This window comes from Streptomyces sp. NPDC050738, from assembly GCF_040654175.1.
In the GTDB taxonomy this organism is placed as follows: domain Bacteria; phylum Actinomycetota; class Actinomycetes; order Streptomycetales; family Streptomycetaceae; genus Streptomyces.
The window spans coordinates 466005-478698 of the sequence record NZ_JBFAHN010000004.1 but is presented as its reverse complement, the minus strand read 5'-3'; the positions used below and the strand labels follow the sequence as shown (position 1 = coordinate 478698).

At 70.7% G+C, this 12694-nt stretch carries 13 protein-coding genes; 4 read left to right on the top strand and 9 right to left on the bottom strand.

Going from position 1 to position 12694, the window contains the following annotated elements; all coding sequences use genetic code 11:
* Nucleotides 1–74 precede the first annotated feature (74 nt).
* Both AB0H78_RS13945 and AB0H78_RS13940 read left to right on the top strand, forming a co-directional pair.
* Nucleotides 75–1097: an NAD-dependent epimerase/dehydratase family protein gene (locus AB0H78_RS13945; protein ID WP_363234579.1), complete on the top strand. Its 1023-nt coding sequence runs from the start codon at nt 75–77 to the stop codon at nt 1095–1097.
* 374 nt (nt 1098–1471) lie between these two features.
* Nucleotides 1472–3790 (top strand): VCBS repeat-containing protein, encoded by a 2319-nt coding sequence (locus AB0H78_RS13940; protein ID WP_363234578.1) that lies wholly within the window; start codon nt 1472–1474, stop codon nt 3788–3790.
* 116 nt (nt 3791–3906) lie between these two features.
* Here AB0H78_RS13940 and AB0H78_RS13935 read toward each other — a convergent pair whose 3' ends face one another.
* Nucleotides 3907–4284, bottom strand: coding sequence for a nuclear transport factor 2 family protein (locus tag AB0H78_RS13935; RefSeq protein WP_363234577.1), 378 nt, complete (start codon nt 4282–4284; stop codon nt 3907–3909).
* Between the two features lie 41 nt (nt 4285–4325).
* Nucleotides 4326–5864 (bottom strand): hypothetical protein, encoded by a 1539-nt coding sequence (locus tag AB0H78_RS13930; protein WP_363234576.1) that lies wholly within the window; start codon nt 5862–5864, stop codon nt 4326–4328.
* Between the two features lie 83 nt (nt 5865–5947).
* Here AB0H78_RS13930 and AB0H78_RS13925 point away from each other — a divergent pair, with 83 nt between their 5' ends.
* Entirely contained in the window at nt 5948–6766 is an 819-nt protein-coding gene (locus tag AB0H78_RS13925) for an isocitrate lyase/phosphoenolpyruvate mutase family protein (RefSeq protein WP_363234575.1), read from the top strand.
* Nucleotides 6767–6772: 6 nt separating this feature from the next.
* On the opposite strand, the gene AB0H78_RS13920 is transcribed toward AB0H78_RS13925, so the two are convergent.
* The 3 genes from AB0H78_RS13920 to AB0H78_RS13910 form a co-directional block, all read right to left on the bottom strand.
* Nucleotides 6773–7561 (bottom strand): DUF4239 domain-containing protein, encoded by a 789-nt coding sequence (locus AB0H78_RS13920; protein ID WP_363234574.1) that lies wholly within the window; start codon nt 7559–7561, stop codon nt 6773–6775.
* Between the two features lie 119 nt (nt 7562–7680).
* Nucleotides 7681–8214, bottom strand: a complete 534-nt coding sequence (locus tag AB0H78_RS13915) for a GNAT family protein (RefSeq protein ID WP_363234573.1) — start codon at nt 8212–8214, stop codon at nt 7681–7683.
* Nucleotides 8215–8246: 32 nt separating this feature from the next.
* Nucleotides 8247–9143: a LysR substrate-binding domain-containing protein gene (locus AB0H78_RS13910; RefSeq protein ID WP_363234684.1), complete on the bottom strand. Its 897-nt coding sequence runs from the start codon at nt 9141–9143 to the stop codon at nt 8247–8249.
* Between the two features lie 106 nt (nt 9144–9249).
* Here AB0H78_RS13910 and AB0H78_RS13905 point away from each other — a divergent pair, with 106 nt between their 5' ends.
* A complete protein-coding gene (locus AB0H78_RS13905) occupies nt 9250–10080 on the top strand; it encodes an oxidoreductase (protein ID WP_363234572.1) in 831 nt (276 codons plus the stop codon).
* Nucleotide 10081: 1 nt separating this feature from the next.
* On the opposite strand, the gene AB0H78_RS13900 is transcribed toward AB0H78_RS13905, so the two are convergent.
* The 4 genes from AB0H78_RS13900 to AB0H78_RS13885 form a co-directional block, all read right to left on the bottom strand.
* The gene (locus AB0H78_RS13900; RefSeq protein ID WP_363234571.1) at nt 10082–10708 is read right to left on the bottom strand and encodes a hypothetical protein; all 627 of its coding nucleotides are present in this window, start codon (nt 10706–10708) and stop codon (nt 10082–10084) included.
* A 31-nt stretch (nt 10709–10739) separates the two neighbouring features.
* Nucleotides 10740–11681 carry a hypothetical protein gene (locus AB0H78_RS13895; RefSeq protein WP_363234570.1) on the bottom strand — a complete coding sequence of 314 codons (942 nt, stop codon included), beginning with the start codon at nt 11679–11681 and terminating at the stop codon, nt 10740–10742.
* On the bottom strand, nt 11678–11995 hold the full coding sequence (locus AB0H78_RS13890; RefSeq protein WP_363234569.1) for a hypothetical protein: 318 nt from the start codon (nt 11993–11995) through the stop codon (nt 11678–11680). Before AB0H78_RS13890 ends, AB0H78_RS13895 begins: the two co-directional genes overlap by 4 nt.
* Before the next feature lie 114 nt (nt 11996–12109).
* Nucleotides 12110–12691, bottom strand: coding sequence for a WHG domain-containing protein (locus AB0H78_RS13885; RefSeq protein WP_363234568.1), 582 nt, complete (start codon nt 12689–12691; stop codon nt 12110–12112).
* Nucleotides 12692–12694: the final 3 nt, after the last annotated feature.

Sequence of the window (12694 nt, the reverse complement as noted above, 5' to 3'; positions counted from 1 at the left end):
GGCTTCCGTTACGTTGGAGGGGTCGAAGCGGAAGGGCTTCCGCTTAATTTTCGCACAGCCCCTGGAGAAGAGTCATGCCGGATACGGTTCTGGTCACCGGCGGCAGCGGTTACGTCGCCGGCTGGTGCATCGTCGAGCTGCTCGGGCGCGGGTACCGGGTCCGTACCACCGTGCGCAGCCGAGACAAGGAGGCGGCCGTCCTTGCCGCCGTCGCGACCGAGGCGGAGCCGGCCGGGCGGCTCGAGTTCGCCGCCGCCGACCTCACCGCGGACGAGGGCTGGGACGCCGCCGTCAAGGGCGTCGACCATGTCCTGCACGTGGCATCCCCGCTCGGCGGGAACGTCGCCGACAACTCGGACGCCATGGTCGCCCCCGCGCGCGACGGGGCGCTGCGCGTACTGCGCGCCGCGAGCGCGGCCGGTGTGCGGCGCGTGGTGATGACGTCTGCGGCGAACACCGCCAGCCCCTCGTCGTACGCCACCGAAGGTGTCACCGACGAGACCCTGTGGACCGACCCTGACGACCCGACTCTGACCCCCTACCGCCGCTCCAAGACGCTTGCCGAGCGGGCCGCCTGGGATTTCATGGCGACCCACGACGGCCCCACCGAGCTCACCACGGTGCTGCCGGGAGCCGTCTTCGGACCGATCCTGGCGACGAGCACCATCGGCTCGGTCGGCATCGTCCAGCGGATGCTTTCCGGGGGCATGCGGGGCGTGCCGCGTATCGGCCTGGAAATCGTGGACGTACGGGACCTCGCCGACCTCCACGTCCGGGCCATGACGTCGCCCGAGGCCGCGGGCCAACGCTTCCTCGGCACCGGTGAGTTCACGTGGATGCAGGACATGGCGCACGCGCTGCGGGAGGAGTTGGGCGAGGGCGGCCGCAAGGTGTCGACCCGGCGGATCCCCGACCTCGCCGTCCGGCTCGCGGCCCGCTTCCGCGACCCGTCGCTGCGTGACATCACCCCGGCACTGGGGCGCCGCAACCGTCACAGCACCGCGAAGGCCCACCGCGTCCTGGGGTGGCAGCCGCGCCCGGCCCGGGAGACGGTCGTCGACTGCGGCCGCAGCCTGCTGGCCCATGGGGCCGCGTGACCGGTGACGGGGACGGACCGCCACTCCCCGGTCTTTCCCAACACCCCCTGGGCAGGGGGGAATCTGCCCGGTCGTCCCCGGGCCTGGTGTGACACACTGCCCGGGACCGCGGGGGAGCGGTCGCGGGTACGGGCGCGATACGCCCGACCCGACCATGGCTGACCAGAGCCCGCAGGGCGGCACGTGTGCCGAACCCGCGGGCCGTTCGGACAAGCCGTGCGTGGAGGGGACTCCAGGAGACAGGTAGGCGCCACGCGCCGCGGTCTGCTGTGGCGTGCCGAAACCGTGCGCGGCGATCCGTCCGGTCCGGTCAGCCGTACAGGACAGCGGGAAGGCCACGGTCACGGACCGTCGGCCAAGGGAGGGGATGTGTCATGAAGAGGAAGCGCTCGCTCAGACGGGCCCGGCATATTGCCGTCGCAGGCACAGCAGGCGTCGCCCTGCTCGCCGCACTTGTGGGGTCCGGGGGGACCGCGGCGGCCGATACGGCGCCCGCGGACCGCCATGTGTCGACGCCCGGCTGGAAGGCTGTGCTGTCCGGCGGGAGCGGCGCGAATTCGCTGCTGTCGGTGACCTCCGCGGATGCCCAGCATGCGTGGGCGGCCGGGTTGGGGGCCGACGGCCATGGCGTTCTCATGGGCTGGGACGGGCAGACATGGGCTCCAGTCAAGGACCCCGCGCTCCCCCAGGTGGAGCGCTGGTCGGCCGTCAGCGCGGCGTCGGCGGACGACGTGTGGGCGTACGGCAGCACGACGACCTCCACCGGCGGGACTCAGTCCCTGGTCCACTACGACGGTAAGCAGTGGACGACCGTACCTGCCGCCGGCGCACTCGACCGGGACTGGCCCGAGGTGCCGGTCAAGGCGGTCCCGGGCAGGCTCTTCAAGGGTGGTGACGCCCTGTACACCTACAGCGACGGCGCCTGGCAGACCTTCGCGCTCCCCCAGGGCGTGGACATCCACGGCATCGATGCCGTGTCGGCGGACGACGCGTATGCGACGGGCATGCAGTACCCCGTGGAAGGCGGCCACCCGGTGGCGTACCACTGGGACGGAACGACCTGGACGCTGATGCCTCAGCCGCCGGCGCCCGCCGTGGTTGAAATGTCCGAGGTGGCAGCGGTGTCGCCGGACGACGTCTACATGGCCGGCTGGGGCTACCCGCCGGGCGCAGAGCCGCCCCTGACGCACGTCGAGCACTGGGACGGCTCGGCCTGGCACGACGTGAGCGGAGACCTTTCCGGGTTCATCGTCGAGTCCATCCGGCCTGATGGTCACGGCGGACTGTGGGCGGCCGGTTCGGACGCCGCCTCCGTAAACGCCGAGCCGGTCTTCTGGCACTACGACGGCACAACCTGGACGAAGCAGTCCGGGGCGACCGTGTCCGGCAACAAGTTCCCGTCCTACTCGTTCCATGACATCGCACCGGTCGACAGCTCCGGCGGCAGCCGGTTCCTCGCGGTCGGTGACTACGCGGCACCCACGAACAGCCCTTCCGATCCCCAGACCAGTCTGGGCCTGATCGAGCAGACCCAGAACTCCCTCGACCTGACGACCACGGACCTCCCCCTGTCGTCGACGACCAAGCACACCGTGCGCGTCCACGCCGAGGGCAGCGGCCGGCTCACCGTCGGGCTGCGTCCCGCGGACGGTCAGCCCGACTGGTCCAAGAGCGTTGTCGACATCAAGGTCGCGTCGGTGAGCGGAGCGCCGCAGGGCGCCTGCGACCACGCGGCAGGACCGGTCAACGGCGCGGTCGAGGCCGTCTCGTGCGACCTGCCCGCCGGTGACCACACCGTCACCTACGCCCTGGCCGTCGGCGCGTCCGTCAGCGCCTGGCAGATCACGGCGGACGTCCGCTTCCAGGCGTCCGACGCGGGTGCCACCAGCCCGGCGGCGACGGCCGGCTTCGCGGTCGACAGCCCGTACCCCGTCCAGGCCCGCAGCCGCTTCCTCGCGCGTGACGCGCAGGGGACGATGTGGCGTTACGACGGCACGGGGGACGCCACCGCGCCGTACGCGGCACGCGTGGCCGTCAGCAACGGCTGGCAGGGGTTCACCGCGATCACAGCGCTGTCGAACCTGACCGTGCGCGGGACGGGCGACCTGGTCGCCCGCGACGCGAGCGGTGTGCTCTGGTACTACCGCGGCGGCGGGGACACCCTCCCGTTCACGCCGCGCGTGAAGGTCGGCAGCGGGTGGAACGCGTACAACTCCCTTACGGGAGCCGGCGACCTGACCGGCGACGGCCGCGCCGACCTCCTGGCGCGCGACACGTCGGGCGTCCAGTGGCTCTACGAGGGCACCACGAGCACGACGGCGCCGTTCGCACCCCGGGTGAAGATCGGGAGCGGCTGGAATGCCTACAACTCCCTTACAGGGGCGGGCGATCTGACCGGCGACGGCCGCGCCGACCTGCTCGCGCGCGACGCGTCGGGCGTGCTGTGGCTGTACGCGGGGACGGGCAAGGCCGCGGCCCCCTACGCCGCCCGCGCCCAGGTCGGCACCGGCTGGACGATCTACAACACCCTGCTCGTCCCCGGCGACCTGACCGGTGACGGCCGGGCCGACATCCTCGGCCGCGACGCATCGGGCGTGCTGTGGCTCTACCCGGGGACAGGCAAGGCCGCGACCCCGTACGGCACCCGCATCAAGGTCGGCACCGGCTGGAACATCTACAACAGCCTGCTCTGATCAGGGCAGCAGAACGATGGGCCGGCACCAGGGACACGGTTCCCCGGTGCCGGCCCTTCTGCATGTACGTGGCTCCGCGTAGCCCCACCGCGAACTCCAGCGCACCCCACCCCACCTCACATGGGCTCGACCAGAGCCGCCCGCCACTCCGGGCGCGGATCGCCGCCCACGCTCGTCCAGTACTCCCTGCCGCGCACGATCCGGCCCCCATCGACGGTCCAGAACGACGCCGCGCGAAACACCCCGAACTCCTCATGCGGCACCTCGACTTCGGACACCACCTCGCTGCCCTCGGCCACGATCCGCAGCACCCGGATCGACCAGCCCTCCGGGTATTCGCGGTTCACGGCGACGAAGTTCGCCCGGCCGACGATGCGTTCCGCGCTGATCGGCCACTCGACCACGGCGTCCTCCGCGACCAGGTCGGCGACACCAGCCCAATCGCGCGCCTGGATCCGTTCCCACAACGCCTCGACCACTCCCCGAGCATCCATGGGTGCACCCTCGCACGAGCCACTGACATCCGGTTCCCCGACTAGCCCTGGACCTCCTCGGCCCGTCGCACCAGGTCCGCCATGACCGCTGTCGGCAGGGACGGGTTGGCTGACGCCGCTTCCACCACCCGCTCGTCCTCGTCGGTGAGCAGTTCCACGATCACCGATCGCGGGAGCGCCGGGTGGCCCGCGGCCTTGGGCCTCGCCTGGAAGTCCGCCAGGCACGCGAGCAGCGCCGTGGCCGTCGCCCTGGGGTGGCGGGCGAGCTCGCGGAACATCTTCTGCACCGGGGGGTCGTGGCGGGTCAGGTCCTCCAGCAGGGCCGCCGTCGCGTCCGGGTTGGTCGCTGCCCTGGCCAGGACGCGGATGCCGTGATGTTCGACCATCGCGCGCAACTGCCCATCGGCCAGACCGGGGTGGGGCGCGATGGATTTCGCCACCTTGGCATCGGGGTCGTCGGCCAGGCGGTCGCGTATCTCCGGTGGCAGATCGCGTCGTTGGGCCACCAGCATCCGGGCGGCCGGCTCCGGTGACGCGGCCAGTTCTTCGAGTTCGGCGGGGGAAGCGTCGGCGATCCGGGGCAGGAGGGTGGGGCCGATGCGGGTGTTCCGGGCCAGTTGGACGAGTACGTCGAGCGGTACGCGGGGGTGGAGCACGATCTCGCGGCGCACCAGGGGGTCGCTGTCGGCCGCCAGGACGCGGATCAGCGCCTCGTCGATCGCCGGATTGTCCGCGAGGTCGGCGCGTACACCGGGAATCGGATCCGCGGCCAGCCGCGCGCACACCTGCGGGGGGAGGTCCGGACGACGGGCGAGCGCCTGGCGCAGCAGCATCGACGGGTCGTCCTCGAAGCCGGCGACCGCCTCCGTGGGGGTGGCGGGATTGCCCAGCGCGGCCTGCCGTATGTCGTGGACCGTGGATTCGTGCGAGCCGTCGCAGGACGCGCCCGGCAGCAGATCGCAATCGGTGCGCGGGCACTGCGGGTCGTGCACGAAAGGCGTCTCCTCGCGGTCGCAGACCAGGCAGTGGGTCGGCCCCGGCAGCCCCTCCCCCGTCATCAGCGCCGCCAGTGCGGCGGGAGGCGTCGCCTCATTGGCCGCCACAGCGCGGCGGACCTCGGCGTGCGGATGCCGCGCGAGCCTGCCGGCCACCTCCGCTGTGGTGCACCGTGCGAGCTCGGCGACTACGCGTACGTCCGGGTCCGCGGCGAGCATCTCCACCACGTCGCAGGGAAGTCCGGGGCAGGCTGCCAGCTTCTCCCGCCGCTCACGAACCGGGTCCGCCGCGAACAGACGCGCCCACTCCAGGGGTCCGGCCCCCTCGTCGAGCAGGGCGAGGGCCGCATACGGCTGCGCGCGGGGATCGATGTCCGCGGCCGTGAGCCGGCCCTGGTACGCGAGCGACACCGCGCTCCCCTCTGCGCGCGCGGCCACCGCGGACACCTGCGTACGGCTCAGGTCCTCGCGGCCGTCGAGGTACCAGGCGAGTTCGTTGTCGTCGTCCGCGAGGGAGATCAGGCGATCGACCAACTCGGGTGGCAGAGCGGGGTTGGTGGCGAGGCCGCGCAGGATGTGGTGCACGAGGGCATCCTGCCCTGTGCCCGTCCACGGTGACGTCGGATTTTCGCTGGACCGTCGTCATCCGGCGGCGGTTCAATGCCCGTATGACCTCCACGCAGTCCGACCGCGCCCGGCTCCTCCGCTCCCTGCACACCCCTGCCGCTCCCCTGGCTCTCGCCAACGCCTGGGACGTCGCCAGCGCTTGCGTCATCGAGGCCGCCGGCGCCTCCGCCATTGCCACCACCAGTGCCGGTGTCGCCTGGTCTCTGGGGGCCCCGGACGGGGATGTCCTGTCCAGGGAGCAGGGGTTGGAGGTGGTCCGGCGCGTGGTCGCCGCTGTGTCCGTGCCCGTCACCACCGATATCGAGGGCGGGTACGCACAGGACCCGGGCGGGGTCGCCGAGACCATCCGTGAGGTGCTCGCCGCCGGGGCCGCCGGGGTCAACATCGAGGACGCCGCCCGGCCGCCGGCCGAGCTGGCCCAGCGGATCTCCGCCGCTCGGGGGGTCGTCGAGGCGAGCGGGGGCGATCTCTTCATCAACGCCCGCATCGACACCTATCTGTTCGGCTTGGGGGACGCGGGCGGCCGGCTGAAGGAGACCCTGGAGCGGGCCCGGTTGTACGTCGCCGCCGGTGCGGACGGCATCTTCGTCCCCGGTGTCACCGATCGCGCGATCGTCGAGGCGCTGGTCGAGGGCATCTCCGTACCCGTCAATGTCATGGCAGGGCCCGGCGCCCCGACCGTCGGCGAGCTGGGGGCCCTTGGGGTGAGCCGGGTCAGTCTCGGGTCCGGTGTGGCGCAGGCCGCCTATGGCGCCGCGCGTCGTGCCGCCTCGGATCTCTTCGGGGCCGGCACCTACGACTCCCTCGGTGACGCCGTCGACTATGGCGAGCTCAACTCGCTGCTGAGCAAGGGACGTTGAGTTCTCTCAGCGCCAGAACTGGGCCAGCACCCCCTCCTTGAACGGCTGCGGTGAGACCGCGAGATCCCCCGCGAACGGGCGGTCCAGCGTCAGACAGAGCAGCAGACTCACGCCCACCAGCCCCGCCACGGCCACCACGAACATGAGCTGGGGGCGCAGGCCCTCGATGCCGTAGAGGAACGTCAGCGGGATCATCACGAGCGCGCCGCCGTACACCAGGATGGTCAGCAGCACCGGGAGCTGCTGGTCGGCCTGGGCCAGGCGGGTGCGGCGGGCCGATGCGATGTCGGCCAGGGTCGACACCGACTGGGCGTAGTAGGCCTTCTGCGCCTCGGTCTTCGGTTCGTAGCTCTGGAAGGCCTTGTAGAGCGATGCGACTTCGGGGTTCGTGATGTTCGGGTCAGGGGCGCCCGCGCGCATCAGCGGCCACTGCTTGTCCACCACCGCCCGGACGTACGCGCCCATCGCGGCGTTCACCTGGTGCTGCTGCTCCGGCGGGAAGGCGGACGCTTCGCGGAGCACCTCGGCGGTCTGGCTGGCCTCGGCGGCGACATTGGTGCCCGCCTGGTCGAGGCCCTCCCATTCGGCTACGACCACGAAGGCCAGGATGATGCCGTAGATCGCGGCATACATGCCGAGGACGACCCCGATCATCTCGTTGTACTTGCCCGCGGTCACGCTCGGAAGCCGTCGCCGCACCACCAGGGTGCCGGCCACGGCGACCGAGACGACGCCGCCGCAGATGAGGACGAACAGGGTCAGTGTGCTGAAGTGATTGAGCAGCCAGATTTCCACTTCCGCCCAACGCGTGCGGCACCGACCGGTTACGCGGTTCGGGCGGGTCAGACGTAATAGGCGGGTCAGACGTGTGAGGCGGGTCAGACGTGTGAGGCGGGTCAGACGTGTGAAGCGGGTCAGACGTGTGAAGCGGGCTTCCAGTCCTCCACCAGGAGGCCGAGGAGCACCTCGTCCGCGAACGTGCCGTAGACCCAGGCCGACTTGCGCAGCGTGCCGTCCACCGTGAAGCCCGCCCGCTTCGCCGCCCCGAGCATCGCGTCGTTGTCCGCGAGGGTTTCCACCTGCAGGCGGTTCAGGCCGCGTACGGCGAATCCGTACTCGCACAGCACCCGGACCACATCCGTGCCGAAACCCTGGCCCTGAGCCGAGGGGAGCATGGAAATGCCCAGGTGGGCCGCCCTGTTGTGATTGTCGATGCCCCAGAGCACCGCCTCGCCGATCAGCTTCTGCGTCTCGCGTTCCACCACGGAGAAGACGACCGCCTTCTCCGACGGCTCGTCCGGCTCCTTCGGCGGGGTCGGGGAGACCGGGCGCCACGGCGACCCCTCGGAGCGGGCGCGGGTCTGTACGTCGTTGTAGAGCTCTGCCTGGAACACTGGGAAGTCGGATTCGTGCCGGGCCCGGAGTTCTACCTTCTCGCCTCGCATCATCCGGCATTGCTATCGCAGGGCGAGGGGCCGGCTCAACCGAATTCCGTCGCCTGGCGGCAGGCCTGCGCGTATGCGCGCGGCAGGGGGCGGCGATCGTCGGCCCGGTGGGCCAAAACGTATCGGCTCGGCTCAATTCCTCTCACGGGGCGCGTGGTCACGCCTCCCAGGGTGATGAGGGGTGCATTGCCGGTCGCCACGAGTACGACACCGAGTCCCGCCACCAGAGCTTCGTACGTCTCCTCCGTGCTGGCCACCTCCGCGCCGATACGCGGGGGTAGGCCGGCGCGTGACTCCGTCGCCAGCCAGTAGTCGCGCAACGGGCCCGCGCTCTCGGGGAGTGCCAGGAACGGTTCGTGGACGAGGTCCGCGAAGTCGATCTCCGCGCGGGACGCGAGGGGGTGGGTCTCGGGGAGCGCCACCAGGCGGGGTTCCTCGGCCACGACCGTGCAGGTGTACCGGTGCTCGTCGGGGAGGGGCAGCCAGACGAAGGCCACATCGGTGGAGGCGTCCGCCAGGCCCGCTGTGGGGTCCTCCCAGCTGATCTGGCGCAGCCGGATGTTCGTGTCGGGGTGGGCGGCCGTGAAGCGCGAGCGGATGGCCGGGAGGAGGCCGCCCCGGCCGGGGCTGGTGCTCATGCCGATCGTGAGCGTGGCGCGCTGGTCGGCCAGGGAGCGTTCGACCGCCTCTCTCGCCTCGTCCCAGGCCGCGAGCATCCTCAGGGCATGGGGCAGCAGGGCTTTTCCTGTCGCGGTGAGCTCGACGCCCTGGCGGTCGCGGAGGAAGAGAGGGCCGCCCAACTGGCGCTCCAGGGCCCGTATCTGCTTGCTCAGGGCCGGCTGCGAGACGTAGAGACGCTCGGCCGCGCGCGTGAAGTGCAGCTCCTCGGCCACCGTGACGAAGTAGCGGAGCTCCCGGCCGTGCACATCCATGGTCGTCATGACCATCAGCTATCACGATGGGTCTTGGACGGGCAAGTGGGGCCGGGAGCAAGGTAGTTGCTGTCAGCAGGACGCAGCAGGAACTGAGGAGTTCGGAATGAACAAGGTGTGGCTGATCACCGGTGCGAACAGCGGTTTCGGGCGGGCGTACGTCGAAGCGGCCGTCGCGGCCGGAGATGTCGCCGTCGCCGCCGTACGGCGCGTGGAAAGCCTGGACGATCTGGTCGCCGCCCACCCCGATCAGGTGGAGGCGCTGCGGCTCGATGTGACGGACACGGCCTCGATCGAGGTCGCCGTACAGGATGTCGTACGGCGGCACGGGCGCATCGACGTCCTGGTCAACAATGCGGGGCGTACGCACGTCGGGGCCTTCGAGGAGGACAGTGACGCGGATCTGCGCTCGCTCTTCGACGTCCATGTCTTCGGGCCTGCGGCGCTGGTACGGGCCGTGCTGCCGGGCATGCGTGAGCAGCGGTCGGGGGCGATCGTGCAGATGAGCAGCATGGGCGGTCAGATGTCGTTCGCCGGGTTCTCCGCCTACAGCGGGACCAAGTTCGCCCTTGAGGGCATGTCCGAGGCGCTGGCCGGCGAAGTCGGGCCGCTGGGGATCAAGGTGCTGGTCGTGGAGCCGGGCGCCTTCCGTACCTCGCTGATGGGCAACGCCACCACGAGCACCGAGGAGTTGGCGGACTACGCGGGCACGGTGGGCCTGACCCGGTCCATGGTCGGCGGCGGCGACGGGGAACAGCCCGGCGACCCGGCGAAGGCTGCGGCGCTGGTCATCGCCGCGCTGGAGGCGGACGAGACGCCGCTGCATCTGCCGCTGGGGAGCGACGGGGTGGATGCGGTGCTCGGTCACCTGGAGCAGGTCGGGGCGCAGGTGGCGGCCTGGGAGAAGCGGGCCAGGGACACGGCGTTCGACGCCTGAGTCATCCCAGGAGGTATGCGATCTGCTCGACCTGGATACGGTGACCGGCGTCCAGCGCCGCCCAGGAGCCGTCGGGAAACGCGATGTCCACCCGGTCCTTGTGGCGGGGCGGGTGCGGTTCCCGGCGGAGGGCGAACTGACCCCGCGGGAGTTCGGCGAGGAGCTGCGGCGGGCGCGACCGGAGCGTGGACGGCTCGGTCAGCAGAAGGAGACGGCGGTCGGTGAAAGCGAGGAGGTACCTGTCGTTGTCGTAACCGGCGTCGTACGAGGGGCCGTTGCGGACCGCGCGGATGAAATGCCCCGCGCCGCTCTCCCAGCCACCGGCCCGGACTTTCCCGCGGAACAGACGCCAAATTCCCCGGCAGGTTCCTCCGGCCGCCGATTCCAGCAGATAGGCCGGAAGCCCGAAGACCCAGTACACGGGTGCCAGCACGCGCCAGAAGCCCGCTTCCCTGCCCTCACCCGGCTTCGCGGCGCGGTACCGCCTCGGGAGCCGGCCGCGGATCAGCCCGTCCAGCCCCATGGGGAAAACACCCGTGAGCGTCTCCCCGGGCCAGAGAAACCCCCGGCTGTGCTCGGCGAGCTGAACGTCCTCGTGCTGGAGGCTCTCCGGATACGGGTGGGTCATACGTCAACTCTCGTCGTCCGAAAGGCAGTCATCATCCGAAGTCCTCTTCGATACTGCGCTGATTCACGCGGTACGGCTCCGGCGCAACCGGCTTCCCGTCGCGGTCGATCGCACCGGCCAGGAAGCTCCCGCCCTCCTTGACCGGATCCGTCAGGCTGACTTCCGGGAGGCCGGTGGTCGCGTTCACCAAGGGCGCGATCACATGCGACTTGAACTGGCTCCCCACGGCGATCCCGACCACCTTCTCCATCCCTTTCAGGCTGTTCCCCATCATGCCGCCGAGCTTGCGGACCTCGTTGGCAGCCTTGACGGCCTTCCAGGCTTTCTCGCCCTTTTTGAGTTCCCTGACCGCCTTCATGAGCTCTTCCAGGGATTTGGCGAGCGTCGTCGACACCTTCTCCACCCTGGCGAGGAACACCGCGACCTCTGCCTCCGCGACCAGGCCGTCCACCAAAGTGGCCAGCCCCAGCGTGAGGATGTCCGTGATGACCATCGCGGCGATCGTCATCGCCGCCCACTCGATCGCCTCCCGGATGATCGCGATGATCGTGTCCTCGGCGAGCTTGCACTCCGCGGCGGCCCGGCTGAGGATCGACGCGGTCTCGCCCATCTCCTTGCCGGTGCCCTCGATCGCCTCGACGAACTCCCCCATGCCGTGCCCGAAGGCCTCCGAGGAGTCGCCCTCCCACGCGGTGGGCAGCGCGGTGGCCGCCGAGCGGAGTCCGTCGGCGACGGCCAGCATCGCCTTGCCCTGGGCGGTCCACTCGTGGGCCGCGGCCGTCAGCTGGCTGGGCATTCCGGTGACCTTCTCGAGCTCGTCGAGGAGGCCGACCTTCTCCAGGAACCACTTGATCGCGTCGTCGAGACCGGCGTCGAGACCGTGCGGGGGGTTGCTCTCGACATCGGGTACGGCAATGAGCTGCGCGGTCTCCTGCCGCACCCACCCGTACGCACTTGCCGCCGACCCGCTCATGCCTGACCGCTTCCGCCGAAGGTCGCGTCCGTCGCGTGCTCGACGGTGAGGTAATTCCCGGCGGTGGTACGGAGGTTCTGGATCACCGTCGCCATCACACCGATCAGATCCTGTACGTCCTGCTGCGACGCGGCGGCGTGATCCCGGTAGGCGGAGTGCAGTTCGTCGGAGTCGGGAAGCTTGCCGAAGGCGCCCCAGGGGACGTCGACACCGCCCAGGGCCGAGGCGATGCCCGGTATTCGCTCGTGCTGGCGTTCCCCCGCCATGGCGTACTTGAGTATCGCGTCCGGGTCGACCTGGAAGCTCTGCGCCATGTGTCCCGCCCCGTTGCCCCGTTGAGTACAGACCGGCTCAGAAGCCTAGGCACGGCGGGTCAACGGAGGCCCAAATCGAATGCACTCCCGCCCCAAGGGACTCTCATTTCTCCGTCAATCCGCCGACGAATGGGGCCAGTTCTCCAGGAGCGCGTGCAGGGCCTCGACCGTGCGGTCCCAGGAGGCGCGGGTGTCGCGCGGCGCGTTGAAGCCGCCGGTCGCCTCCAGCTGGAAGTAGCCGTGAAAGGTCGCGCGCAGCAGGCGTACGGCGTCCGTGAGGTCGGGCTCGGAGAGGCCGTAGGCGCGGAGCATCGCGTACGGGGTCTCGATGGCGCGGCGGATCTCGGGGGTGTCGAAGGCGGACGCGTCGAGCTTGATCTGGATCTGGGTGGCCGCGTACCGGCCGGGGTGCTCGTGCGCGAAGTCGCGGTACGTGTTCGCGAAGGCGGTCAGCGCGTCCTTGCCCGCGCGCCCTGCGACCGCCGCCGCCAGGCGTTCGTGCACCTCGCGGCCGGCCAGGGCGGCGACCCGGAAACGGAGGTCGGCGAGGTTCTTGATGTGGGAGTAGAGACTGGCGTCCTTGACGCCGAAGCCGCGCGCCAGCGCCGAGAGGGTGACCTTGTCGAAGCCGATCTCGTCGGCCAGGTCGGCGGCCGCCACGGTGATGCGGTCGGGGGTCAGCCCTGCTCTTGCCACGCG